This is a genomic window from Dyadobacter sp. UC 10 (assembly GCF_008369915.1).
In the GTDB taxonomy this organism is placed as follows: domain Bacteria; phylum Bacteroidota; class Bacteroidia; order Cytophagales; family Spirosomataceae; genus Dyadobacter.
This window is the reverse complement of record NZ_VSRN01000001.1, coordinates 6632036-6656762: the sequence shown is the minus strand read 5'-3', so window position 1 is coordinate 6656762 and position 24727 is coordinate 6632036. Positions and strand designations below refer to the sequence as shown.

At 46.2% G+C, this 24727-nt stretch carries 23 protein-coding genes; 6 read left to right on the top strand and 17 right to left on the bottom strand.

The window, feature by feature from the left end:
• Positions 1–255: 255 nt before the first annotated feature.
• The 3 genes from FXO21_RS27455 to FXO21_RS27445 are packed head-to-tail and all read right to left on the bottom strand — an operon-like array spanning position 256 to position 2987.
• Positions 256–1434: a THUMP domain-containing class I SAM-dependent RNA methyltransferase gene (locus FXO21_RS27455; RefSeq protein ID WP_149643087.1), complete on the bottom strand. Its 1179-nt coding sequence runs from the start codon at positions 1432–1434 to the stop codon at positions 256–258.
• A 34-nt stretch (positions 1435–1468) separates the two neighbouring features.
• A complete protein-coding gene (locus FXO21_RS27450) occupies positions 1469–2380 on the bottom strand; it encodes an NAD(P)/FAD-dependent oxidoreductase (RefSeq protein ID WP_149643086.1) in 912 nt (303 codons plus the stop codon).
• 52 nt (positions 2381–2432) lie between these two features.
• Positions 2433–2987 (bottom strand): TetR/AcrR family transcriptional regulator, encoded by a 555-nt coding sequence (locus tag FXO21_RS27445; protein WP_192579345.1) that lies wholly within the window; start codon positions 2985–2987, stop codon positions 2433–2435.
• Positions 2988–3264: 277 nt separating this feature from the next.
• Between FXO21_RS27445 and FXO21_RS27440 the strand changes: the two genes are divergently transcribed.
• From FXO21_RS27440 to FXO21_RS27430, 3 genes are all read left to right on the top strand, one after another.
• On the top strand, positions 3265–3759 hold the full coding sequence (locus FXO21_RS27440; protein ID WP_149643084.1) for an RNA polymerase sigma factor: 495 nt from the start codon (positions 3265–3267) through the stop codon (positions 3757–3759).
• The gene (locus FXO21_RS27435; RefSeq protein WP_149643083.1) at positions 3743–4390 is read left to right on the top strand and encodes a hypothetical protein; all 648 of its coding nucleotides are present in this window, start codon (positions 3743–3745) and stop codon (positions 4388–4390) included. Before FXO21_RS27440 ends, FXO21_RS27435 begins: the two co-directional genes overlap by 17 nt.
• Positions 4391–4465: 75 nt before the next feature.
• Positions 4466–4957: an aminotransferase gene (locus FXO21_RS27430; protein WP_149643082.1), complete on the top strand. Its 492-nt coding sequence runs from the start codon at positions 4466–4468 to the stop codon at positions 4955–4957.
• Positions 4958–4987: 30 nt separating this feature from the next.
• Here the strand turns inward: FXO21_RS27430 and FXO21_RS27425 are convergent, their stop codons facing one another.
• From FXO21_RS27425 to surE, 3 genes are all read right to left on the bottom strand, one after another.
• Positions 4988–7306, bottom strand: a complete 2319-nt coding sequence (locus tag FXO21_RS27425) for a DUF7133 domain-containing protein (RefSeq protein WP_149643081.1) — start codon at positions 7304–7306, stop codon at positions 4988–4990.
• 43 nt (positions 7307–7349) lie between these two features.
• Positions 7350–8648, bottom strand: coding sequence for an MFS transporter (locus FXO21_RS27420; protein ID WP_149643670.1), 1299 nt, complete (start codon positions 8646–8648; stop codon positions 7350–7352).
• A gap of 165 nt (positions 8649–8813) precedes the next feature.
• The gene (surE, locus tag FXO21_RS27415; RefSeq protein ID WP_149643080.1) at positions 8814–9548 is read right to left on the bottom strand and encodes a 5'/3'-nucleotidase SurE; all 735 of its coding nucleotides are present in this window, start codon (positions 9546–9548) and stop codon (positions 8814–8816) included.
• Positions 9549–9631: 83 nt separating this feature from the next.
• On the opposite strand from surE, the gene FXO21_RS27410 reads away from it, so the two are divergent.
• Entirely contained in the window at positions 9632–10534 is a 903-nt protein-coding gene (locus tag FXO21_RS27410; RefSeq protein ID WP_149643079.1) for a diacylglycerol/lipid kinase family protein, read from the top strand.
• Between the two features lie 8 nt (positions 10535–10542).
• Here the strand turns inward: FXO21_RS27410 and FXO21_RS27405 are convergent, their stop codons facing one another.
• Positions 10543–11232 (bottom strand): SGNH/GDSL hydrolase family protein, encoded by a 690-nt coding sequence (locus FXO21_RS27405; protein ID WP_149643078.1) that lies wholly within the window; start codon positions 11230–11232, stop codon positions 10543–10545.
• A gap of 182 nt (positions 11233–11414) precedes the next feature.
• On the opposite strand from FXO21_RS27405, the gene FXO21_RS27400 reads away from it, so the two are divergent.
• Positions 11415–12152: a peptidase gene (locus tag FXO21_RS27400; RefSeq protein ID WP_149643077.1), complete on the top strand. Its 738-nt coding sequence runs from the start codon at positions 11415–11417 to the stop codon at positions 12150–12152.
• Positions 12153–12197: 45 nt separating this feature from the next.
• Here FXO21_RS27400 and FXO21_RS27395 read toward each other — a convergent pair whose 3' ends face one another.
• The 6 genes from FXO21_RS27395 to pdxA all read right to left on the bottom strand — a co-directional run bounded on the left by FXO21_RS27395 (position 12198) and on the right by pdxA (position 20453).
• Positions 12198–14519: an efflux RND transporter permease subunit gene (locus tag FXO21_RS27395; RefSeq protein WP_149643076.1), complete on the bottom strand. Its 2322-nt coding sequence runs from the start codon at positions 14517–14519 to the stop codon at positions 12198–12200.
• 66 nt (positions 14520–14585) lie between these two features.
• Positions 14586–15773, bottom strand: a complete 1188-nt coding sequence (locus FXO21_RS27390; protein WP_149643075.1) for a class I SAM-dependent methyltransferase — start codon at positions 15771–15773, stop codon at positions 14586–14588.
• Positions 15770–17566 carry a tetratricopeptide repeat-containing sensor histidine kinase gene (locus tag FXO21_RS27385; protein ID WP_149643074.1) on the bottom strand — a complete coding sequence of 599 codons (1797 nt, stop codon included), beginning with the start codon at positions 17564–17566 and terminating at the stop codon, positions 15770–15772. The genes FXO21_RS27390 and FXO21_RS27385 overlap by 4 nt, the downstream gene beginning before the upstream one ends.
• A 176-nt stretch (positions 17567–17742) precedes the next feature.
• The gene (locus tag FXO21_RS27380; RefSeq protein ID WP_149643073.1) at positions 17743–18369 is read right to left on the bottom strand and encodes a DNA-3-methyladenine glycosylase; all 627 of its coding nucleotides are present in this window, start codon (positions 18367–18369) and stop codon (positions 17743–17745) included.
• Positions 18370–18373: 4 nt separating this feature from the next.
• Positions 18374–19261 (bottom strand): YicC/YloC family endoribonuclease, encoded by an 888-nt coding sequence (locus FXO21_RS27375; protein ID WP_149643072.1) that lies wholly within the window; start codon positions 19259–19261, stop codon positions 18374–18376.
• Positions 19262–19346: 85 nt separating this feature from the next.
• Entirely contained in the window at positions 19347–20453 is a 1107-nt protein-coding gene (gene pdxA / locus FXO21_RS27370) for a 4-hydroxythreonine-4-phosphate dehydrogenase PdxA (RefSeq protein ID WP_149643071.1), read from the bottom strand.
• Positions 20454–20549: 96 nt separating this feature from the next.
• Here pdxA and FXO21_RS27365 point away from each other — a divergent pair, with 96 nt between their 5' ends.
• A complete protein-coding gene (locus tag FXO21_RS27365) occupies positions 20550–21476 on the top strand; it encodes a 2-hydroxyacid dehydrogenase (protein WP_149643070.1) in 927 nt (308 codons plus the stop codon).
• 61 nt (positions 21477–21537) lie between these two features.
• Here FXO21_RS27365 and FXO21_RS27360 read toward each other — a convergent pair whose 3' ends face one another.
• From FXO21_RS27360 to trpS, 4 genes are read right to left on the bottom strand one after another with little or no spacing between them, the layout of a single operon-like run.
• Entirely contained in the window at positions 21538–22101 is a 564-nt protein-coding gene (locus tag FXO21_RS27360) for a 50S ribosomal protein L25/general stress protein Ctc (protein ID WP_149643069.1), read from the bottom strand.
• 36 nt (positions 22102–22137) lie between these two features.
• Positions 22138–23082 (bottom strand): ribose-phosphate pyrophosphokinase, encoded by a 945-nt coding sequence (locus FXO21_RS27355; protein WP_149643068.1) that lies wholly within the window; start codon positions 23080–23082, stop codon positions 22138–22140.
• A gap of 38 nt (positions 23083–23120) precedes the next feature.
• Positions 23121–23696, bottom strand: coding sequence for a phosphatase PAP2 family protein (locus FXO21_RS27350; protein ID WP_149643067.1), 576 nt, complete (start codon positions 23694–23696; stop codon positions 23121–23123).
• Positions 23693–24670 carry a tryptophan--tRNA ligase gene (gene trpS, locus FXO21_RS27345; protein WP_149643066.1) on the bottom strand — a complete coding sequence of 326 codons (978 nt, stop codon included), beginning with the start codon at positions 24668–24670 and terminating at the stop codon, positions 23693–23695. The genes FXO21_RS27350 and trpS overlap by 4 nt, the downstream gene beginning before the upstream one ends.
• Positions 24671–24727: the final 57 nt, after the last annotated feature.

The window sequence follows — 24727 nt, the reverse complement described above, 5'->3', positions numbered from 1 at the left end:
TGGTCAACTTTGCCTTTGTTTATTAAGGCTTCGTTTTTCCTGATGGTTGTTGGTAATATGATTACCTTTTACCATCTCTTCTTCCTTGTGCCTACTGTCCAAATTGTCCTTGTTTTCAGGCCTTGTCCGGGAACTATGGTTTTGACTCATTGTGCCCGAATTTTGTGACTGTTTCATGACAAAGTGTTTGTTTGATTATGCCTTAGGTAATCTAATTATCGTGCCAAAGATTCTGGTTTAAAGACTATAATTGCATTAAGCAACAGGTTGTACAATTCGCCTCGTGCCCTCATAAAGCTCGTATTCCAGCAGCCGGCAGTCGATTTTGCCCGAATAGAATTCGATCCTGCGCTTTGCTTTCAGCCCTATTTTTTTGGCAAGATCCAGGTTGCCGGTGAAGATATATCCGGAATATCCGCCACACTTCTGTTTCATAAAATCACCAATCCGGGCATAGGTTTCTTCAAGTTCCTGCTCTTCACCCAGCCGCTCGCCATATTCCGGGTTGACGAAAAATACGCCCTTGTTTTCCTGCGGTATTTCTGTTTCGGTGAAATCGCATACTGCAAATTCAATCCGATCAGCCACTCCGGCAGCAATCGCATTCTTGCGCGCATTTTCGATCGCTTTTTCACTATGGTCCGTTGCGATGATCCTCAGGCCGTGGGCGTCAGTAATCTGCGCTTCGACTTTGTCTTGCTCGGCATAGTAGAATTCCTCGTCGTAACCCAGGAAATATTGGAATGAATAGTTATTTCGGAACAGGCCGGGCTTGCTGTTGGTCGCGATCAATGCAGCTTCGATTGCCAATGTCCCCGACCCGCACATCGGGTTGATGAACACCGATTTTCTGTCCCATTTGCTGGCCAGAATAGTTGCGGATGCCAGCGATTCCAGCATAGGTGCCTGTCCGGGAATTTTGCGGTAGCCGTGCCTGGCAATCGTTTCGCCGGAGGTATCAATGAAAATTTCCGCCTGGTCTTCTTTCCAGAACAGATGTATCACAGCCTGGTCCATTTCAGAACCTGAGGAAGGACGGATTCCTTTTTTAGCGCGGATCCGGTCCACGATCGCATCTTTCACCTTCACATTCACGAACATCGAGTTGTTGACCGTCTCGTTGTGAACATTGCTGGTAACGGAGAAATAACCGTCTTCCGGCAGCAGGTTTTCCCAGGCAATATCGGAGAGAAAACGGTAAACGTCGGTGGCATTGCGTGAGGTAAACTTGCCCAGGCTATAAAGTACCTGGCTCGCGCAGTACAGGTTGAGGTTGAGCCGGATACAATCATTGACGGTGCCTTTGATGCGCACGCCGGTCGCGAAGGTTTCTTCGACCTCAAATCCGAGTTCCCGTACTTCCTGTTCCAGAAACGGTGCCAGGCGACGGTAGCAGGTAATGACGATATTGGCCGGGGTATTAAAAATTGACATCAGAATTGGTGAGCGTTAATTGCCTGCAAACATACTAAGAATATTGCTGGCTGATCAAATCATGGCATATCCTTGCGCCTGCCATCCCGCCGGCCGCTATTGAACCGGACACGGATCTTGCCATGGTGGTATTGTCGCCCGCTGCGAAAATGCCTGCAACGCTGGTGCGCTGGGTGGTATCTACGCTGATATGCCCCTGCTCAGTCAGCGTACAGCCCAATTGCTCGGGAATCCGGCAATGCTGGACAAAAGGCGGTCTGGAATACAGGGCTTTCAAATGTTGGGTAGTGTGATCTGTAAACACGAGCTGGCTGACGTAACCATTCCGGTGCTCGATTTTTTCAATGGTTCTTTCATTTAATGAAACGCCCAATTCTTCCAGGCTATCCTTCACCTGATCTCCAAAAACAGCCGGTCCATTTGTGAAAATGGTCAGTTTAGGTGTCCAGTTCCTGATCAGCTTCGCGAAGTCAAGCGTCATTTCGCCGTTTGTTATAATCCCCGTTTCTTCGTCGTGGTATTCGTAACCGTGACAAAAGGGACAGTGGATTACGCTGATACCCCAGCATTCCGCGTGGCCGGGCAGGTCGGGCATGAGGTCTTTTACGCCGGTTGCAAACAACACTTTTTTGACATTCAATTGCAGGCCTTTTTCAGTAAATACTTCAAATTGGTTGTCCTCGCCGCTGACGCCGGTTACGAGATCCTCTATAAACTGAACGGTCGGGTAGGCCAGTACCTGCTCTTTGGCAGCAGCTGCGATTGCTGCGGGCGTGTCTCCGTCGTGGGTGATGAAATTATGCGAATGCGGCGTTTGTGCATTGCAGGGCTTGCCACTATCGATAACAGCCACTTTCCACAAGGAGCGGCCAAGCGCCATAGCTGCTGAAAGTCCGGCATAACTGCCTCCAACGATCACTACATCAAAATCATTTTCCTGAATCATATTGTTATCTGGGTTTTTGTCTCAAAAATGAGACATGTATGTACAAAAAAATTTAGAGACCAATGCCCCGGCTGAACGAAAACCAGCCGAGTTTCTTAACTTCTTCCAACGGCATTTTAGGGTTGTTGCGGGAAGATACCGAAGCGCCGACGATTCCCTGGAACAGCTGGTGCATCCACTCTATCGTCATCATCGGGCTGATCATTCCTTCCTGTTGCAGGTACTTCAAATGTGATTTCCAGACTGAAAAGGTGTCGTCGTATTCGACACATTCCTTGTCGTGCGCCTGGTGCTGATGATCGTGCAAAGTGTGCAATTTGTGCAGAAAAGTATCTTTTGTACCACATTCAATGCCCGCATAAAACATATATTCCAGCCGCTTTACCGGGTCTTCGGTGCTGTCGTAAGCCTGTTGCATCGCTTTGTAGCAGGCTCTTCTGATCTCCGCCTTGCATTGCTGCATCAATTCACTCCTGTCCTTGAAATACCGGTGGAGCGTCCGCCTCGTGGTTTGCGCCCTTTCCGCTACCTTTTCGAGCGGTGCAGAGAGGTCCTCGTTAAAAATCAGGATCGCCGCTTCAATGATACTTTGCTCGGTGTCTTTCAAGAGTTTTTGATTTTGGTCGAGTATATATGGTATGTCTCAATTCTGTGACATTATTGGGGGCTGAAAAGTTCACTATGAGGGATAATAGATTTCTTCGTCGATGTTTCGATCGGAGAGGATGGATCGAAGTGCCGTAGCTTTTAAATTAAAAAAACCTGTGACCTGTAATGTTTTCTGAGTTTAGCCACTAACTAGGGAAAGAAGAGAAACACGGTTGAATTCTCTGTCAAACGTTTGACTTGCAATACTAAAACGAATACACACCTTACCCAGAAAAGTGAGTTCAGATTTTTACCACATATCGATTTTACCGTTTTCGGGCATCATCATCAAGATTTGCAGGGCGTATACCAATTCGCAGGAGGATTTTGAGGATTACTACCAGGAAGTATGTCTGCAGATCTGGCGGAGCAAACATACTTTTCGCGGGCAATGTGAATGGTCGACCTGGGTATATCGCGTTGCATTGAACGTATGTCTGACGCTGCTCAAACAGAAAAAAACTGCCGGACAAACGTATTTCACTTCGGATGTTTTACCCGATGTGATCGTAACCGAAAACAGGGCGTTTGAAGATGAATCTTTGAACTTGCTGTATGTGGCGATCAGGAAATTGTCGGAAGTCGACAGGGCATTGATCCTGTTGTATCTCGAAGAAAAATCATATCAGGAAATTGCCGATATCCTGGGTACAAATGCGAATAATATTGGTGTGCGTGTGAACAGAATCAAGGAACGCTTAAAAAAGATACTCGATGAAAAATTCAATTGAAGAAATTTGGAAAAACGGCTTTCTAAATGAAACAAGTTTAGTTGTCCCGAAGATTAATGATTTGTATAATCAGAGATCGAAACACGTGGTCGATAAGGTGAAGCGGATGTTCAGGTTCAATCAAATGCTCATTGTCGTGATGTCAATTTTATTACCCGTTATCCACTATTTCGTGGATGCACTTTGGCAGGGTATTGCTGCTTCTATCCTGCTTCTTGTTACGTTTTGGTACAACAATAAGTTAATTTACAGCATCGAAACACTGGATCAGGGAACGACAAGCTTTGAGTACCTCCAATCTTTCGATCGGTGGCTTGAAGATATACTTTCGAAATGTGAGAAAATAGCCCGTTTTTCCTATCCGCTTTATGTTCTGATTTCCATCAGTACGATCTGGTCAGCCTGGTACAAGCAAGGAATTATTTTGAAAATACACCACCGGTTTCCAGACTTAATATTTATCGGTAATGTTCCATTAATTGCAATCATGATAGCAGGAGCTATGATTTTGCTGATGTCCTATTTTTCAGTCCGGATCTATAAGTGGGAAGTGGGTATGATGTATGGAAGGGTATTCGGGAAACTGAAAGAAACAATTGCAGAGATGGAGAAATTAAAGCAGGGAGAATAACAGGTGGTAATTAGAGTGCATAAATCTTCACGATACCAATATTTAACCGTTTTGGTAATTTAAGACAAAAATCAAATGGAAATATGGTCAACTTCTGCCCGGGGAAATTTTGAAATTAAAAGTGATAGTGGTGAAAGACTTTTAGAACTGACGTATTCTAATTGGTTTGCCAGCAAAGCTGAAACATTATTTGAATCAGATAAAATCGAAATAGAGCTTAGGAACATCTGGCACAGCAAGTTTCACATTGTGAAAAATGGGTTAGACAACGGGTACATCGAACTCAACTGGAATGGAGATGTGCGTATTATATTAAAAAGCGAGAATGGAGTCGGAAAACAATACGCGCTGAAAGCGGTTGGATTCTGGGAAATGGGGTTTGAATTATTCGACCAATACGAAACTAAAATCCTTTCATTGAAACAAAATTTCAACTGGAAAAGAATCAGCTATAACTACGGCATTGAGATAGCAGACAATCAGGAAGTAAATCATGAAATGGTAGAACTCATCCTTTACTCGGGATTTGCTGCGAATTTATTTATGGCAATGGCGGTAGGAGGATAAATTCAGGAACCGAATACGGAGTAACTTGTATCAAATCCCATTCAACTCTGCCTCTGTAAATGCTTTTTCACGGCCGGTCAGTTTTTGTCGGACCTTCGCGACTTCTTCCGTGCTGACATTGTCGGCATTGTTACGCCATGATTTGCGGATGAAACTCAGGAGTTGTGCGATGTCTTCGTTAGGCATATCCTTGTCGTAACCAATACCGGGCATGTCGCCGCTTACTTCGGGCGTCTGATAAACGTGGCCGTTCACTTTTACGGGGCCGGTCAGCCCAAACAAGATAATAGAAATCAATTTGTCTTTACTACCCGTAACCCATTCCGACTGATTCAGGGGAGGTGCCAATGATTTCACACCACCGCCATCAGCACCGTGGCAAGTTTGGCAAATCGACGTAAATAAAGCTTCCCCCTTCGGAAACTGCTTTTTGAGCATATCGGGATTTCTGTTCGCCTGTGCACTGCGCACTGCGGTGATTACTTTCTTCAGTTGCTTGTTAATAAGCAGATTCTCGTCGGTTAGGGAAGCGGTGAGCTGGGTTTGGAATGCCTCTTCCCGGCCTTCCAGGTTACTGATCACGGCGTCGGCGACAAAGCGGTTATTCGGATATTTTGTGGCCAGTTTGGTCAGCAGATTGTTGGATGCAGTCGTATCGAATGTGGACACGCTTTTACACAGCAATGCGACATATGGCGCCGAAAGCGTATCGTTTTGATTGATCAGATCATCGAACACGGTGGTCAGTTGCTGGTAGGAAGTAGGTGTCATAATTGCGGGCGATACTGCGAGTGCCTGCATTTTGTAAGTCCAGTCGGGTCGTCTCAGCCAGGCGAGTACTTCTTCCGTTTTGAGCGAATTTAATCCTTCCAGGGTCCATAATGCATGAATAGCAAGTAACGGATTTGCTGTTTGCTTCACCGCCTCGCGCAATGCGGAAACGGTCTGGTTATATTTCCCGTCAATCAGTTTTTGTTGCACCCTGTCGCGGACCCAGCCATTCGGATGGCCGAGCAGCTTCACAAGTTCCTTTGCATCGCCGGGGATCAGCACAGGTTTCGCCACGGATTTTTTGGGTACCACTTTGTAAATCCTTCCGCTGGAAAGTGGCTGCGTGAGGCTCCTTTTGCCGATCTGGTCTTTCAGATAAGGTGTCAGGTAGGTTTTGTGCTGGATAATGCCCCTGTACATATCCAGGATATACATGGCGCCATCGGGTGCATTGTACAGGCTCACCGGACGAAAACGCTCGTCGGTGCTGGCCAGGAATTCTTTTCCCTTGTAAGCCTGCTCTCCTTTGACTACGTACCCTTTTTGTGCCAGAATATTTCGCTTGATCAGGTTAGCCGATGGTTCCGGAACAAATGCATTGAATTCAAATGCCTGTCCGAACAGATCGCCCCTGTACACAACCGGGCCAGCTGCGGCGGTGAAGTCGTTGAGACGCAGGCTGTCGTCCAGTATGTTTTTCATGTAACCACGGTTCACGCCGGGAGTAGGATGGAGCGGGTAGACCTTATTGTTAGCGACGGACTTTTCATTGTATCCCGCGACGCCTCTCTGGTTCTTATTGGAAGCGCCCACGCCCGAAGGGAAGTAATCACCGATCAGGTTCTGAGAGTTGTTATTGTAATAAAGTCTTCCATAATTATCCTGGCAAATGCCCCACTGCCCACGAAAATGAGTACGTTCGATCAACCACTTGTTTCCAACTTTCCGATAGCGCTTGTCAGACTTGGCATTGTAAATCCAGTTGTCCATAGCACGCAGCAAGCCGTTCGGCTGATGCTCAACGTTGCCCCCCTCGGTGTATTTAGGGTCGACCAGCACCCGTTTTCCAGCTTTGTCATTTTTTATTTCATAAAACCAAAGATTGGTAGGTTCCGCCACCAGAATACCGTTTTCGATCAGGCATATTGCTCGGGGAAGCACGAGTGAGTCAATGATCACTTTACGGTCGTCGTACACGCCGTCCTTATTTTTGTCTTCCAGGATCACGATGTTCCCATTGGGAATATCTTCGCCGGTACCGATGGTATCGGGCATGTAGCCCGTCATCTCAACCACCCACATTCTGGCCTGATCATCAAACTGCATGGCCACGGGCGCGCTAACAAGTGGCTCGGCAGCAACCAGTTTCACCTCAAAACCTTCTTCTACCTGCATCAGGCCAATGGTTTTTTCGGGTGCGATAAACGGAGATCCTGCCGGCTTTGTTACCGGTGCTTCCTCTTTCGTAGTTTCAACAGCGCTGGTAGTATTGGCGGTCGTTGTTTGCTTATTGGTTTTACAATAAACCAGCGAAAACGAAAGCGCCAGAAAAAGGAAGGGGTAACGGTACTTTTTCATTGAAAGAAATTATTTCCTGCAGTTCAGTGGGTTTTACTAAATATTAATCTCTTAACGCTTCTTCAACTGGTTTCATATTTTTCGTCAGGAAATGTATGATGATCCAGGCTACAAAATAGGCCAGCCCGCAAATCACGAACAAGACATTGTACCCTGCGCCGATGTTCCCCGCCGCTTTATAATAATCCAGCAGTGCGCCTACCACAAGCGGAAAGAAAGTGGAACCCAGCGAACCGGCCATCCCTCCGATCCCTACCACAGAGCTTACAGCGCGTTTGGGGAAAATATCAGAAACAACCGTGAAAATGTTGGCGCTCCATGCCTGGTGCGCGGCAGCTGCAATACTGATAATGCCTACTACCACCCAGACATTGCTGGCAAACTGCGCAAGAATGATCGGCAATACTGCAAAAGCAACAATCAGCAGGGCGGCTTTACGTGCTCTCAGCGGCTGCCAGCCTTTTTTAATTAAATAGGAAGAAAGGTAACCGCCGCCAATGCTGCCGAATGTGGTCGCCGTATAAACGATCGCCAGGTGAAGGCTTGGCTTTTTAAGATCGAGATCGAAAGTCGTTGCGAAATAGGAGGGAAGCCAGAAAAGGAAGAACCACCAGATCGGGTCGGTCAGGAATTTACCTACGATAAAAACCCACGACTGGCGTAATTGGAGCAGTTTTGTCCAGTGGATTGGCTTCTGGTCTTCTCCGTCAGTCAGTTCATTGTCACTATGGATAAATGCATATTCTTCCGGCGTCACTTTTTTGTGGCGGGAAGGGATTTCATAAAACAACCACCAGAAAATCAGCCATACAAATCCGAGTGCTCCCGTAATCAGGAAAGCTTCCTGCCAGCCATAAGCGCCCAGCAGCCAGGGAACAAGAATAGGCGCAGCAACTGCGCCGATACTGGTGCCGGAGTTGAATATACCCGTGGCAAGGGCCCGCTCGCGTTTTGGGAACCACTCGGCAGTCGCTTTCACAGCCGCCGGAAAGTTACCCGATTCTCCCAGGCCTAAAAGTGCCCTCACTGCTCCGAAACCGAATGTGCTTTTGACAAATGCATGCAGGATCGCGGCAATACTCCACACCACGATTGAAACAGCGTAACCCAGTTTGGAGCCGATTTTGTCTATAATATTCCCGAACACGATATATCCCAGGGCATAGCAGGCTGCGAATACCATTACAATATTTGCGTAATCTGATTCTGTCCAGTTGAATTCAACTTCGAGGGTGGGCTTTAATAATCCAAGAATCTGTCTGTCGATGTAATTGATAGTGGTCGCAAAAAAGAGGAGCGCACAGATAATCCAGCGGTAATTGCCAATCTTGGGTTGTTCCATAATGAGGTACTGGTTCTTGGATTCAGGAATGGTTTTAAAAAACTTCTGTCTCGGATAAGACTGTTGTTTCGGCATTCTACCCCTTACTGCGATGGCAAAGACTTTAAAAAAAAGAATCCCGCCGGGCACCGGCAGGATTCGCACAAATACATATTTTCACCAGATCTAGGTGATCGGATAGGCGAGTTGGGCTTTTATGAGCTCGGCTTCGTTGGTGAGGTCGAGGCGTAGCGGCGTGATCGATACAAACTGGTTTTCAATAGCCCAGCGGTCGGTACCTTCCTCGGCGGGTTCTAATGGTATAACTGTAAACCAGTAGTGTTTACGGCCCATCGGGTCCAGCGCCGGGACAATATTGTTATCATAAAGCCGCACAGACTGCCTGGTCCAGCGTACTCCTTTCGGCTGGTGGGGGAAGTTTACATTGACAAGATTGAGATGCGGGTTTTTAAACAAAAGATCCAGCGCTTTTTCTACAAATGGGTCCAGCGCCTCAAAATCTGGCTCTATATCGGTGGGAGTGCTGAGCGCAATGCCCTTGATACCGAACAGAACAGCCTGTTTTGCAGCGGCGAGTGTGCCCGAATGCCACATGGCGTTACCCAGGTTCGGCCCCAGGTTAATTCCGGAAAGTACTACGTCAGGTTTGTCCCAGAGATGCTGGCCGAGCGCCACGCAGTCGGCCGGCGTACCATTTACACGGTAAGCCTCGATGCCGCCGAAATCCACCGGTGACTTTTTATAGGAAAGTGGGCGTGATGCAGTTATGGCGTGGCCCATGGAAGATTGCTCCACGTCGGGTGCCACTATTTTCACTTCTCCGAATCTCGCTGCTATTTTCGCCAGTGCCGCGATTCCGGGACTATAAATTCCATCGTCGTTTGTTACCAGGATTCTCATACGTATATCGTTTTTACGTATCTGTCAATAAAATTATGCCTGGTATGTTTTTTATAAAATGGAGTTAATCCTAAATACATTTTATGAAACGAACTACCCTTTTGCACAACCCGACAGCCGGAGATAATGATTTTAGTAAGAAAGAACTTACAAAGTTGATAAAAAAGGAAGGTTTTGATTGTGCGTATGCCTCGGTGAAGGAAGACGGCTGGGACGAGTTTGAGGAAGATTCGGATTTTCTGATTATTGCCGGAGGGGATGGTACCGTGAGGCGCGTGGCAAAGGCGTTGATGAAAAGGAGACAACTTCAGAAACAGTATCCGCTGGCCCTGCTTCCGCACGGTACGGCCAATAATGTAGCGTGTGCATTAGGCATCGACGGGGAGGCCAAAGACATTGTTCAGCAATGGCACCATCATCGTCTCAAACCTTTTGATATCGGCAAAGTGCAGGGTTTGGAGGAAGATATGTTTTTTCTGGAAGCTTTCGGGCTCGGGATCTTTCCGCGTTTAATGAAAGTAATGAGCAAGCTGGAAAGCGAAATCGGTGACACTGCGGAGGAGCGGCTTCATGCAGCTAAACGCGTGCTGCTGGAAATTCTCCAGACTTACGAAGCCCGGCATTGCGAGATTATCGCGGACGGAAAGGAGTTTTCGGGCAACTATTTAATGATCGAGGTAATGAATATCCGTTCTATTGGCCCTAACCTCATCCTGGCGCCAAATGCCGACCCGGGCGACGGTTTGCTGGAAGTAGTCCTTATCGAGGAAACACACAGGAATAAGTTTGAATCATTCCTTAGAAACGAGATCGACGAAACCGGGCAGGAGTTCAGTTTCAAGACCATTCAAGCCAAACGTGTGAAAATCAACTGCGACTGGAAGGATATGCATATTGACGATGAGCGGATCAAGATTGAAAAACCTGCTGAAATCAATATCCAGATCATGCCTGATATGCTTGAATTTATTTTGGCGGATAAATAGCCGGTTCACTACAATTTAAACCTGGTATTTCTGAAAATTTCATCTACCCATAACTGATGCATTTTTCCCGAAAAGTGAAGGTTATCCCGCGCTATCAGCGTGGGATCATTCAACGCGCTTCGGGAAATAGGGGTAATATCAATAAATAGCACATTTGCTTTATTGCATTCTTCCTCTGCTATATCATTAAATTGATCAATCTCCTTCCCAATTTCCTGACGATTTTCAATACCGAAAGGAGTTACACCCCAGTCTGGCGTGGAAAGAACGATTACCCGGCCAGGCTCGTCACCGGCGTAGGCGATGCTTTTGAGCAGTAACTCACGGAATTCGCCGCGATACTCTTCCAGACTCCTTCCCTGGTACTGGTTATTGACGCCGATCAGCAGAGAGACAATATCATATTTCTCAGCCGGATTGAAATTCGTTAACGCAAGCAGCAGATCGCGGGTAGTCCAGCCGGTTCGTGCAATGATCTCGGGATTTTTGACCGGCTTTTCCCTTTTGTTCATCGCATCCGCAAATAAAACAGGCCAGCGGTCTCTTTCCTCCACGCTTTCCCCGATCGTATAGGAATCTCCCAGCGCGAGGTAGCGCATTCCTTTTGTATCCTTATCCTTCTGCTCTGCCCGGGGCGATTTGTCGCCGCAAGCGTTAATGAGGGTCAGCAGACAAGCCGATATGATGAGTGATTTCATGCCTTATATACTTTTCAGCGGGGCAAAAAGATCATGTATACCAAGATTTATGTGTTGAAAAAACTGCAACTTTTGCCAGGTTCACCAGTCGATTTGGTACTTTTGAGGCTGGTTTATGATTAAGCCGGATCAGATAACCAGCTTAATTGACACCCAATATCCGGCCTGTTAAAGCAAATAAAATGACTTATTGTTTAGGAATAAAAGTAAAGGAAGGGCTTGTTGCACTGGCGGATACACGCATTACTGCGGGTACGAATACCACAGTAAAAAGGAAGATGTACGTCACGCAGCACGATAACTATTCCATGTTTATCATGACCAGCGGTCTGCGTTCGGTACGCGACAAGGCAGTACATTATTTTGAAGAGCAGATCAATGAAGGCGTAGTTTACAACAAGCTCTATAAAGCCGTAAATGCGTTTGGAGAGCAGATTAAGCGGGTTGCGGAAGAGGATCGGGACAATCTGGAACGGTCTGGATTCAAATTTAACCTGAATACCATTGTCGGCGGCCAACTTAAAGACGACAAAGACCACAAATTATTCCTGTTGTATTCCGAAGGAAACTGGGTGGAGCTCGACGAAGGTTCGCCTTATGTAATCATCGGAAACTCGGGGCAGGGCAAAGCGATCCTGAACAGGGTATTGAACGAGGAGTCGACAATGAAACAGGCATTGAAGGCGGGATTTCTATCTTTCGATTCTACGAGGGTCAGCAATAATGATGTCGATTTTCCGATCGACGTGGTGCTTTATAAAAAGGACAGCTTCAAGATCGTAGAGCATCGGTATGAACAAAAGGATTTGCAGGCTATCTCGGAAATATGGGCTGATAAATTGAAGGAGGCGCTGGATGATATTCCGGAAGAATGGATGGACAAAAGCTTTGAAAAAATACCAGGCCCCGAATCAGTATAGTCGATTCCGGGGCCTGGGCCTTTGAACTTTATCTTTTCTGAGCTGTTAAGTCGGCTTTACGTTCTTACCCTGCCTTTTTGCAATAGAAAGCAGCAGGGCCGGAAGCAAGATCAGGTTGGTACACATGGCGACCAGTAAAGTGATTGAAACCATCACCCCCATAGCGGCAGTACCCCCGAAGCTGGAAGCCGCAAATATTGAAAAGCCGCAAAACAGGATCACCGCCGTGTAAATCATACTTAATCCTGTACCGAAAATGGATCTGCTAACTGCATTCGAGGGGGACAGACCATTTTTATAAAGCTCTTCCCGATAACGGGTAAGAAAATACACGGTTCCGTCTGATGCGATTCCAAATGTGATACTGAAAATCAGAATAGTGGTTGGTTTGAAATAAATATCGAAGTAACCCATAATCCCCGCGGTAAGCGCAAGCGGGATGAGGCAGGGGAGCTTTGACAGCAGGATAATGGGTATTGACCGGAAAAGTACCATTCCCACAATAGCGATCAGTACGATTGCGATCAAAAGGCTTTCATACAGGTTACTAAGCAGATAATCGTTGCTCTTCAGAAATACCAGGCTGTGGCCCGTGAGACTTACCTTGTATTTTTCGGGACTAAAAATCGAATCCACCTTGGGGCGGATCTGGTTCATGAGCTCCTTGATGCGCTCGGAACCCACATCGGCCATTTGAAAACTTACGCGGGTTACGCTTTTATCTTCATTTAGAAAGGAGTTGAGCTGCTTGGCTGCACCCTGCTGTCCCTGGACATAGTTGGTCAGCTTGTTTAGTTCCAGAATACCCGGCAGGGCATAATACTTTGCATCGCCGCCGCGATAACCCTGGTAGAGGAAGCGGGAGGCTTCAACAATCGAAACGGGCTTCGAAAACTCGGGAAACTTCGCCATTTCATTTTGAAAGGCCTTGATTTTATACAAAACCTGCGCCTGGTCGCCGAATACCCCGTTCGGCTGTTTGGTATTGATCATTACCTCGAACGGGAGTACCCCATTGAAATTCTTCTCAAAAAACCGCAAATCCGTATATACCACATCCTTTTTCGGGAGATCATCGACTACATAGCCGATGGTTTTAATTTTCTGCATTCCAAAAACTGACACGATAATCATGACGACCATTGCGATGTAAATTTCTTTCCGCTTATGATGGACCAGATAATCGACCTTGCGCAAAAAACCAATCGCCCATTTGCCTTCCAGATGTTTGAGGTGGCGGGCTTTCGGTGTACTCATATAATGGAGTGTGATCGGCAGCAGCAGCAAACAAAGGACATATGTGACCATTACGCTGATCGCTGCGACGACGCCGAATTCTACCAAAAGACTACTGTTTGTGAAATAAAATACCCCGAAACCAATCGCGGTGGTCATGTTTGCAAGAAATGTAGAAAGTCCAATCTGGCGGATCATTTGCATGAGGGCCTCGTCTTTGTTATTGTGCGAGATCAGTTCTGCCTGGTATTTGTTGATGAGAAATACACAGTTTGGAACACCGATCACGATGAGCAGCGGGGGTATCAGTCCGGTGAGCGCGGTGATTTTGTAATTGAAAAGGTGCAATATCCCGACCGAAAAAATAACCCCGATCAATACTACTGTAATGGATAGCAGCGTAAGGCGGAACGACCGGAAAAATGCCCAGAGGATCATGAGCGTCACGAAAACCGCCAGTCCCATGAACAGCTCCATTTCGCGCGATATCTTCTTCATGTTAACCGTCCTGATGTACGGCATCCCTGAATAGTGCAGATCAGTATTGTATTTTTGGGCGAAAGTTTCAGCCATTTGCTCGATATCGTCAACGATCGTCAGGCGGCGCTTTGAGTTAAGTTCCTTGTCGTTGAAGGTTATTACCATCAGCGTAGCGTTTGTCTTGCTGTTGAGTACCAGGCCTTCGTAGATAGGTAGGTTCGCGATTTCCTTTTTAAGGCTGTCTGCTTCTGCTTGTGTTTGAGGCATTTGCCTGATTACGGGGGCAAAATCGAAGCGCGTAAGGCTGTCATTACGAACGATTTTGTAAACATTGGCGAGAGAAAGTACATTCTTAATACCCTCAGAACCCTTAATTTCCTCGGAAAGCTTATACCAGTCGCGAAATTTATCAATGTTGAAAAGCTCGGGATCCTGCCAGCCGATCACCATTACACTGCCATCTTCCCCAAATAATTTTCTGAAATCCTGGTACTCTTTTTCAACGGGATCGTTGGATGGGAGAATTCTTGCGAAGTTGTAGGAGAGTTCAATTTTGCTGGCTTCGAAAGCCATGAAGACCGTTGATACCAGCACTAGTGCAACCCACAAAAGCCGGTAACGGATAATGTAAGTCGCTATTTTATTCCACATATTTAGTTAATCAGGTTAAACAAAAAGTCGCAATATAGGCACAGGGAAGCAAAACAGGGCATTTTATCACGCAATACCTGCGATTCTTTCCAGGTGATGGTAACCGATTCCAAAGTAATTTTTGGCCGCTCTGATCTTATCCAGTACCAGCTGTTCATCAACTTTGTTCCTTGTATCCCTTATACCTACTACCATTACATTCTTGGGGGTGTGCGCGTCGGAAATAAATTCGAACACCTTGGTTTTGTATCCAAAGTATTCCAGAATCAGCGCCCGCAATCCGTCGGTGACCATTTCTGCCTGTCTTTCTAGAAAAATACCGTACCGGGTAAGAAATTGGACATCATTGCTGGCTTTGTTCGCCTCCATCTCCCGGCGGATCTGCTTGTGACAGCAGGGCGCTACCACGATCAGGCTGGCCGCGGAGGTTATTCCTTTCCAGATTGCGTCGTCGGTAGCAGTGTCGCAAGCGTGCAGCGCGATGAGGATATCAAGCGCTCCCGGGTCGAATTTGTCGATCGTACCCTCTTCAAAATGAAGTTTTTCAAATCCCGATTTTTGGGCTATTGCATTACAAAGCGACACCAGGTCTTCCCGGAATTCGACACCCGTTACTTCGGCAGACTGATGAAGGACATTCTGGAAATAATCGTAAAGCGCAAAGGTGAGATATCCTTTCCCTGAACCCATATCTGCCACTTTCAATAATTCTTTTTTCGGTATTTCGTGTATCAGACCGCTTAAAAGCTCAATATAGTGATTGATCTGACGGTACTTGTCCTGTGCATTTTTCAGGACTTGTCCCTGCTCATCTGTAATGCCCAGCTCGTGCAGATAAGCTTTGCCACCGGTTTGTATCAGTCGCTTTTTGGCTTTGTCGTGTTCCAGCGAAGGGGTTTCCCGCAAGGCTGTTTCTCTCTTTCTGATGACAGTCTTTCCATTTTTTTGGGTGTCAAATTGCAGATCGTAGCCGGTCGTCTGAAGTGTGGCCGCATGAAAATCGATGCCGATCGTGTTCCGGAAGATTGCCAGCGCTTCCTGGTAGGAGAAGTTCTTGGTAATATCTCTCGTTTTGTAACGGTATGTGAAACTTAGTTTTTCCTCTTGTTTGATCTGCACCCTTTTGATATAGATGTTTTTAAGGTTTTCCTCAGTTCCACGGTAATTGCCCAGAGAAAGTTTGATGAAACTTTGTCCGGCCAGACTTTTTTCTATTTCGTTAGTAAATGCTGATACCTTTTCAGGAACGCTCATAAATTCATTTTTTTGCCAGGTATTTCTATCTCCACTTTCGTGCCCTTCAACGTTTCGTTATGCTGTATGTTGATCTTTCCATGCAGACTTTCAACGCGGCTTTTCACGTTCCGTAGCCCAGTCCCTTGTCGGCCGGAGTCGATCATCCCGGTGCCATTGTCGCTGACGCAAAGCAAAATACTTTTTGCATTTTCCGTCAGCTCGATCCGTGCCGTAGTAGCGCCTGAGTGTTTGATAATGTTGTTGGTCAGTTCGAGGACGATACTGTAAAGTTCAAATTCAATTTTATTGTTTAGCCGGCTTTCCAGTCCGGTAAGGTTAAATTCAAACTGGATATTCTTGTTTTCATTCAATTTACTGATCAGCCGGTCCAGGGCCATGATCAAGCCGTGTTCTTCTAGTTCGGCTGGCATCAGGTTATGTGAAAGGCTTCTAACCTCCCGGTACGCAGATCCGACCATCTGGTGGACACTATCGTAAATCTTTTGTTCTTCCAGGGAAAGTACTTTTTTGTCGATCCCGTACATATACCAGTTTAGCGAAGCCAAAGTACCGCCAAGATGATCGTGCAGCTCTGCCGCGACCCGTTTACGTTCCAGCGTTTGCCCCTGAATTAATGCTTCCCTGATCTCAGCATTTTTGCGGCGCAGCTTTTTGTTATTAAACCATAAAAATGCCGCAAAGGCGATGATCAGGGCAGAAAAACCGATCAGAAATTGCTGGATACTGCGCTGCTGCTTAATAATACCCTGCTGTATTTCCGAGTCCATCACCTGATTGTCGTACATAAGCTGATACATGGTATACTGGCGTTTCACCGTCTCATCATGCACCATTCTCCGGCTATTGTTGACCTGCTCATTGTAATAGAGCGCGCTGTCGTACATATTTTTCGCTTTGTAAGCGCGTGAAAGTGTTGTCAGCGCCCAGTTTGTTTGCTGGGTGGAGTGGTATATTTTGGAATGCTCAAAAGCTTCGAGGCAGGTTTGAATCGACTTGTCGTACTCCTTTTGGTGGTAGTAAGTGTTGCTCAGGTCGTTTAGCGTATTCAGTTCGCCATACCGGTTTTTGTTTTTTTGAGAAAGTGCCAGACTTGTCTTGAAATATCTCACAGCAGCCTTAAAATCCTGCTCCCTTACTTTGAGATATCCTTTTTCCTGCAAAACAGCTGCTTTGCCCCAATCTGAATTCAATTTGTCAAAAATTGCATATGCCTGATTGTATTGGTGTATCGCCTGATCATTTAATTTTTTTTCCCGGTAGCAGTTGCCGAGATTCACCATAGTGAATGCTCTGGCGCTGTCGGCACCCAGCTGCGTGAAAATCCGGATAGCCTGGTTATAGTTGATCCTGGCCGAATCCCAGTGTCGGAACTCGGAGTAGCTTTCAGCCATAAACCGTTGTGCATGAGCTGTGTAATAGGGGAGCCCTAATTCCTGCGACAGTATCATTGTTTCATTGGAAAGCTCTCTGAGCACATCATAGCTGCCATCGAGCAGATAATAGGTGCTGAGCAGGTTGTAGGCAAGGATCTTGCCTTTTTTCCAGTCATGTTTTTGTGAAAGACGCAGAACATGTTTGGCGTAAAGCATGGATTTGTCGGCATCGAGGAAAAGGTAAGAGGCGCCGAGCTTGTGATATTTCAGTATAAGAGCCGTGTCTTCTGCAAAATCCTCTTTTTGTAAAATAGCCGCCTCTGTCAGTGAGACGATGCTTTTGTCCTGGCTGCACCTACTTTCGGCTAGTAATACAGCAATAGCAAATAGGGGGAGTAACCTGAATATGAAACTCATACCACTTTAATACCATGCCGGCAAGGCTTCCAGGGCATCCGGAAAGAGTGAAAGGATTTCATGGTATTTTGTTGAGAAACGGGGTTATGCAATTCAAAGATAAAAAATCAATCGCAAAGTCAGGGAATGTAAATTCCGCTAAATAGAATTTTCTCCCTGTTTATTAGCATTTTATCCTATCCCCGGCTGACAAAAGGATTGTTTTTGACGAAAAACCGATACGGCAGATCGGCACCCACATTGATACCAATGCGGGTCGTAACCATCACGTCAAAACTGGTAAAGAGCGGCGCTGTGAGATATAGCGGGCTGTCGGTTAACGTAAGATTATTGTGAATCGCGCGATCGATACCCATTGCTTTTACCAGCTTACCTGGTCCGCGACAAAGCTCTCTGAGCGCAATTTCCTTTCGTGGTTTCGCGGGTGTCGCTGCCTTGGCTCGGATAACTTGCCGCCGGTATTGCATTAAATCCAATCCGCCGGTCGGCTGCAGTGCGCGTATTAATACCGCTTCTCCAATGCCGGCTTTATTGCTGACCACATTGAAACACTGGTACATACCATAAATAAGATAAACATAAATGGTGCCAGGCTCCCCATACATTGGCTCAGTCCGGGCAGTACGGCGGTTGAATGCGTGGCAGGCGGGATCGTCGCGAAGGTAAGCTTCGGTTTCCACGATAATCCCGGAGGTAATGCCTTCGGGACTATCGTGGAAGAGCTCGCAGCCAAGCAAATTTCTGGCCAGCGAAAGCGTATCGTGAGAATGGTAAAAGGAGAGAGGGAGCTTGCTTCCCTGCATGATATTAAATGATATTCATGGTTTGTTCCTTGATCTTTTCCAGCTCGTCTTTCATCTGAACTACGAGGTGCTGGATCGCCACGTCGTTCGCTTTGGAGCCGATGGTATTGATTTCGCGGCCGATTTCCTGCGCAATAAAATTGAGCTTCTTTCCATTGCTTTCCGACGCCTTCATTGTTTCAATAAAATAGGTCAGGTGATTTGCCAGACGTATCTTCTCTTCTGAAATATCGAATTTCTCCACATAATAGATCAGCTCCTGTTCGAAACGATTAGGGTCGAAATTATCGTCTGACAGCAGCTCACGCACCTGCTTTTCCAGCCGCTCCCGTACATTCGGAATACGTTGCTTGTCCTGCTCGGCAACGCCTGCCAGTAGTGTTTCGATGTTTTTGATATAATCCGTAAACTTATCAGCGGTCATTTTTCCTTCCTGCTCCCTGAACACCGTGCATTTGTGCAGCGCATTCATCACTGCAACCTTAATTTGCGCCCAGTCATTCTCCCGGCTCGATTCGTCCACAATTTCATTATTGTAGGCATTCGGCATTTGCAGTGCAATGCGGAAAAGTTCTGTATAGTCTGGCGCAAACTGCAATTCGCCAGCCGTGGTAACCAAATCCTGATAATATGCATTGATCAGCGGGCGGTTTACAGAAGTTGAGGCGATCGTTTTACCAACCGGCTGGACTGTGAGCGTAAACTCCACTTTCCCTCTTTCCAAAGATTGCGTAATCAGGTTTCTGATCTCGATTTCTTTTTCCGAATAATTTCTCGGTATCCTGCAATAGATATCCAGAAATTTGGAATTAAGCGTCTTGATTTCGACGGTCACATTAATTGAATCGGACTCGATGTTGGATACACCGTATCCGGTCATGGATTTTAGCATTTTTGTATATTTAGTAACATATTATCACCTGTCTATTTCTAAACCTAGCAGCCCTAGCCAAAAGCTAATAGCTAAAAGCCAACAGCTAATTAAACCTCTGCTTACCCCCGGATTTCGCAGGGTGCTGACTTTCCGATTGTTGTGGCTTGGAAATCAATGCATTTTTGTCCATCTCTCCGTTAAAATCGCGGAAACGGGAAATGTCGCAAGCGAGATAAATAGCCTGTAAAAGGGAGCCCGGCTCTGCCAGGTTTTTGCCTGCAATGTTATAGGCGGTTCCATGATCCGGAGATGTACGGACCGCAGATAAGCCCGCTGTAAAATTTACTCCTTCATTGAATGCCAATGTTTTAAAGGGAATCAGGCCCTGATCGTGGTACATGGCCAGTACTGCATCATATTGCTTATAAGTGCCTGCGGCGAAAAAACCGTCGGCCGGAAATGGGCCTACCACCAGATTTCCTTTTTCTTTAAAGGTTTTAATCACCGGCTGGATCACTTCCTGCTCTTCCGTACCTAGCAATCCGTTTTCACCCGCATGCGGGTTCAGCCCGAGCACGGCGAGCTTGGGTTTTTTGATTCCGAAATCGCCTTTGAGGGATTTCAGGATCTGTTCGATTTTTGCAGAAAGCTTCTCCGCCGTAATCTGTGACTTCACTTTTTCCAGGGGGATATGTCCCGTCAATACACCTACGCGCAGGTCGCCGGCGACCATAAACATCAGCGCCTCTTCTTTCTCAAAAGCCTGTGCCAGGAACTCCGTGTGGCCGGGAAATTTAAAATCCTCACTCTGGATATTATCCTTGTTGATCGGGCCGGTAACCAGCGCCTGGATTTTTCCGTCTTTAAGGTCCTCAACAGCGCGTTTCAAGGACGCAAGAGAACCTTGTCCGGCTTCGGCAGTAACTACGCCCGGCTGGATCTCGGTCTGATTATCCTGCCAGCATGTGATCACATTCGTAAGCTTATGGTTGGCCTGCTCCGGCTTTTGGATACCGTGCAGTGTCCATTCTTTCATTTCAAGGAGATTGCGGTATTGGTTCAAAACTTTTAAAGAACCGTAGATAACCGGCGTGCATAATTTGGCTAACTGATTTCCTTCTAATGCTTTAAGGATTACTTCGGGGCCAATGCCGTTATAATCGCCGATTGTGATTCCTATGACGGGTTTATCGCTCTGTTGATCGCTCATGTACGTTAAATGCGGTTGAATCTATTCTGCTGAGCAAATCTCTGTTATTTTTGCCAGCGCCTTAAACAGGCAAGTTACAAAAAATCCTGTGCTCCTATGAAAATCCTCATTGCAGACTCCATGCATCCGTCGCTTTTCAGCATGCTCGAACAGCGTGGCTGGGAATATGCGTACCATCCCGAGTATCGTCGGGAAGACATTAAAACGGCTCTTCCAGACTATGAAGGACTGGTGATCAGAAGTAAGACATTTTTGGATCAGGACCTGCTGGCGAATGCGCAAAAGCTTCGTTTTATCGCCAGGGCAGGGGCAGGGCTCGATCTGATTGATCTGAATGTCGTAAGAGATATGCAGATCGAAGTTTTTCACGCCGGCAAAGGCAATCGTGACGCGGTTGCGGAACAGGCCCTCGGAATGCTGCTAAGCCTCTTCAATAATCTGTTGAGAGCCGATAGGGAAGTGCGGCAGGGAATCTGGGACCGGGAAGGTAATCGGGGTATTGAGTTATTGGGTAAAACCGTCGGCCTGATCGGTTACGGGAACAACGGAGGCGCTACCGCCAAAAGACTGAGCGGCTTTGGCTGTCAGGTGCTGGCATATGACAAGTACCGCGATCATTATGGCGATCAGTTTGCTGCTGAGTCGGGTATGGAAGAAATCATGGAGAAAGCGGATGTGATCAGTCTACATCTTCCATTAACTGAACTGAGCCGCTATCTCATCGATGATGATTTTATTGCGAAATGCGGCAAGCCATTTTTTTTAATGAACCTTTCACGTGGTGAAATAGTGAAACTGGATGCGGTGGTAAGAGGCTTAAAAAGCGGAAAGATCCGGGGAGCCTGCCTCGATGTATTAGAAAATGAAAAAATCAATAAGCTTACCATATCCCAGCAGGATGCTTTTGAGTACCTGCGCAGTTCAGATCAGGTAGTACTGACGCCGCATATCGGGGGCTGGACGCAGGAGAGCTATGTTCGCATTAACGAAGTGCTGGTACAGCAGATTGAGGAATGGTTATAAAACAAATATGCCGACCAATGGTCGGCACGTTTGCATCTATTAGCCATGAAAAATAAAATACTTACTTAAGTGTACCGCGAAGCGCACGTGGTATCTCTACTGAAGCGATCGGGTTGCTTGCGGCTGTCAATATAACAAAATTTTCAGCTTTTACTGCACCAACCTTCACAGATTTTCCTAAATCAAGTTCAGTAACGTCAACATTTACATAGTCCGGAATGTTCTGAGCCAGACCTTGTACACGCAATTTACGCAATTTTTGGTTCATTTTTCCACCTTTCATTACTCCTGTGGAAGTACCTGTCAATTTAACCGGTACGTCAACTTTAATTTCCTTGCCGTCAATGATCTGAAGAAAATCCGCGTGGATCAAAGAATCATTAACAGGGTGGAACTGCTTTTCCTGAAGAATCGCATTGTACAAAGTACCCTCGATATTCAGGGTTACGTCAAAAATATCCGGTGTGAAAAGCAATTCACGGAACAGCATTGCCGGTGCATAAAAATGTACCTGCTCATTGCCACCATACAGCACAGACGGAACATAACCTTGTGAACGTAGTTCCTGGGCTTCCGTCTTGCCGAGATTCGCTCTTTTAAACCCTACAATCTCATGCTTTTTCATAAGAATATTTATTAATAAGTGAATTAAAATAAAATTTTACTGATAATTTATAAACAATGAACTAATAGACTCATGATCTCTGATCCGGCCGATCGCTTTTGCAAATATCTCTGCAACCGACAAGACGCGGATTTTTTCATTTTTTTGTTTCAAAGGGATCGTGTCTGTGACGATCAATTCTTCCAAAACAGAGTTGGCAATATTTTCGTGCGCCTTACCCGACATGATCGCGTGAGTACTGATGGCCCTTACCGAGCTGGCGCCTTTTTCAAGGATCAGTTCAGCAGCTTTGCAGAGCGTCCCACCGGTATCAATCAAATCGTCGACAAGTACCACATCCATCCCTTCAACATCTCCGATCACCTGCATGCTGGCAATTTCGTTAGCCCGTTTACGATGTTTGTCGCAAAGGATCATATCCACATTCAGGAATTTGGCGAAGTTTCTGGCCCTTGCAGCTCCTCCCATATCCGGGGAAGCGATCAACAGGTTTTTAAGATTTAAGGATTTAATATAAGGAACAAAAATCGAGGTTCCTTCCAAATGGTCCACAGGTAAATCGAAAAATCCCTGGATTTGTCCGGCGTGCAGATCGATTGTCATCAACCTGTCCACACCAACAGATGTAAGCAGATTCGCTACCACTTTGGCAGCAATGGCAACCCTGGGTTTATCTTTCCTGTCCTGGCGCGCATATCCGAAATAAGGGATTACCACAGTTACGTAATGCGCAGAAGCGCGGCGCGCGGCGTCAACCATCAGGAGCAGTTCCATAAGATTATCGGCCGGCGGAAAGGTAGATTGAATTAAAAAAACATCGCAGCCTCTGACTGATTCCTCGAAGCTGGGTGACAGTTCGCCATCGGCAAATTTTCGTAAATTATATCCGCCAAGTTCCTTACCGTAATATCTGGCAATGTCTTTTGCCAAATATTCTGACTGACTTCCTGAGAATATTTTTACTGTATTGAATGAACCCATGGCTGGACTAAAATTTGCGCAAAATTAAACAAAATCAATTAATTAAGATAATATCTCTTCGAAAAAATGTAATACAACCGGATACAGAGCCAGCCAACCAGCATTCCGACCAGTGCACCTATCAATATATCGGCGGGGTAATGTACCCCTACATAAATGCGACTGTATGAATAAATGATAGCCCAAATAAACAGCAAACCGGGATATTGTACTTTTGTTCTTAAAAACGTAAACCAGGTAATCGCCAGCGCAAAGCTCGTCGAAGCATGCGAAGACGCAAACCCGTAAAGTCCGCCGCAACCTGTAACCTCATGCACCAGCCCGTCGAGTGCAGGCTCGTGGCAGGGGCGAAAACGGATGAAATACGGTTTCATCAAACCTGATGTAATTTTGTCAGCAATAATCACGGCAAGCAAAACGAAAATCAGCTCTGCGAATCCCTTCTTTCTGTCGGAGGCCAGCGTAAACGCGATCAATATCACGTACATCGGTATCCAGGTGTACTTATAAGTAATCCAGGCCATGAGCGTATCGAGCCAGGGGGTATGAAACCCGTTCAGCCAGAGAAAAAATTCCTGGTCGGAGCGAATGAGCATATCCACTGTTTCCGTCATGAGCTGAAACCTAAGACCTTACGTACTTTTGCGATCGTTTCCTGGGCGATCAGGCGCGCTTTTTCTTCCCCTTCTGCCAGGATCGCCTCCAGTTCCTGATCGTTTTCCATGTAGTAGTTGAAAATCCTTCTCGGCTCAGCAAATTTTTCCAGCATGCATTCCAGTAACGCCTGTTTGGCGTGACCGTAACCGTAGCCACCGTTTACATAACTGTGGCGCATGTTTTCGATTTCAGCTGTTGAGGCGATCAGGCTGTATAATTTAAAGGTAATATCGGTTTCCGGGTCTTTTGGTTCTTCCAGCGGAGTTGAATCCGAGACGATCTTTTTGATCACCTTTTTGAGTTCATTTTCAGGAAGAAATATATCAATATAGTTATGATAAGACTTGCTCATTTTTTGACCGTCGAGCCCCGGGATCGTCATAATGCGCTCATCGATCTGTGGCTCCGGAAGTACCAGGATATCTTCACCTGCTAACTGATTAAACCGGCCGGCAATATCTTTTGTCATTTCGAGATGTTGCTTCTGGTCTTTGCCAACGGGGATAATATTCGCATTGTAAAGGAGAATATCAGCTGCCTGCAAAACAGGATAGGTGAATAGACCAGCATTCACGTCGGCTAATTTTTCGGATTTCTCTTTAAATGAAGTGGCATTCGCCAGCATAGGAAACGGCGTGAAGCAGCTCAGGTACCAGGCCAGCTCAGTATGTTCCTGCACCCGCGACTGTCGCCAGAATACATTCTTTTTATAATCAAAACCGAAAGCAAGCCAGGTTGCTGCGATCGCTTTTACAAAACCTTCACGCTCTTTTCCATTTTTAAGCGAAGTAAGTGAATGGAGGTCAGCGATAAAGAAAAAAGATTCGTTTTTTGGATCTTTTGAGAGTTGGATAGCCGGAGCGATTGCTCCGAGGATATTACCTAAATGCGGTCTTCCGCTACTTTGAATGCCTGTGAGGATTCTGGCCATTTATAGATATTCTTAGTTACTTATTCGAGGTTCACGGCGATTATCCCAAAAGGGAAG

Coding starts and splice junctions, on each gene's coding strand:
- FXO21_RS27410 (WP_149643079.1), top strand. CDS start 9,632: ATGAAACGAACTACCCTTTTGCACAACCCGACAGCCGGAGATAATGAT.
- FXO21_RS27455 (WP_149643087.1), bottom strand. CDS start 1,434: ATGTCAATTTTTAATACCCCGGCCAATATCGTCATTACCTGCTACCGT.
- FXO21_RS27390 (WP_149643075.1), bottom strand. CDS start 15,773: ATGAGCGTTCCTGAAAAGGTATCAGCATTTACTAACGAAATAGAAAAA.
- FXO21_RS27395 (WP_149643076.1), bottom strand. CDS start 14,519: ATGTGGAATAAAATAGCGACTTACATTATCCGTTACCGGCTTTTGTGG.
- FXO21_RS27420 (WP_149643670.1), bottom strand. CDS start 8,648: ATGGAACAACCCAAGATTGGCAATTACCGCTGGATTATCTGTGCGCTC.
- FXO21_RS27385 (WP_149643074.1), bottom strand. CDS start 17,566: ATGAGTTTCATATTCAGGTTACTCCCCCTATTTGCTATTGCTGTATTA.
- FXO21_RS27430 (WP_149643082.1), top strand. CDS start 4,466: ATGGAAATATGGTCAACTTCTGCCCGGGGAAATTTTGAAATTAAAAGT.
- pdxA (WP_149643071.1), bottom strand. CDS start 20,453: ATGAGCGATCAACAGAGCGATAAACCCGTCATAGGAATCACAATCGGC.
- FXO21_RS27355 (WP_149643068.1), bottom strand. CDS start 23,082: ATGGGTTCATTCAATACAGTAAAAATATTCTCAGGAAGTCAGTCAGAA.
- FXO21_RS27435 (WP_149643083.1), top strand. CDS start 3,743: ATGAAAAATTCAATTGAAGAAATTTGGAAAAACGGCTTTCTAAATGAA.
- FXO21_RS27360 (WP_149643069.1), bottom strand. CDS start 22,101: ATGAAAAAGCATGAGATTGTAGGGTTTAAAAGAGCGAATCTCGGCAAG.
- FXO21_RS27400 (WP_149643077.1), top strand. CDS start 11,415: ATGACTTATTGTTTAGGAATAAAAGTAAAGGAAGGGCTTGTTGCACTG.
- trpS (WP_149643066.1), bottom strand. CDS start 24,670: ATGGCCAGAATCCTCACAGGCATTCAAAGTAGCGGAAGACCGCATTTA.
- FXO21_RS27375 (WP_149643072.1), bottom strand. CDS start 19,261: ATGCTAAAATCCATGACCGGATACGGTGTATCCAACATCGAGTCCGAT.
- surE (WP_149643080.1), bottom strand. CDS start 9,548: ATGAGAATCCTGGTAACAAACGACGATGGAATTTATAGTCCCGGAATC.
- FXO21_RS27450 (WP_149643086.1), bottom strand. CDS start 2,380: ATGATTCAGGAAAATGATTTTGATGTAGTGATCGTTGGAGGCAGTTAT.
- FXO21_RS27380 (WP_149643073.1), bottom strand. CDS start 18,369: ATGCAGGGAAGCAAGCTCCCTCTCTCCTTTTACCATTCTCACGATACG.
- FXO21_RS27425 (WP_149643081.1), bottom strand. CDS start 7,306: ATGAAAAAGTACCGTTACCCCTTCCTTTTTCTGGCGCTTTCGTTTTCG.
- FXO21_RS27350 (WP_149643067.1), bottom strand. CDS start 23,696: ATGACGGAAACAGTGGATATGCTCATTCGCTCCGACCAGGAATTTTTT.
- FXO21_RS27365 (WP_149643070.1), top strand. CDS start 20,550: ATGAAAATCCTCATTGCAGACTCCATGCATCCGTCGCTTTTCAGCATG.
- FXO21_RS27405 (WP_149643078.1), bottom strand. CDS start 11,232: ATGAAATCACTCATCATATCGGCTTGTCTGCTGACCCTCATTAACGCT.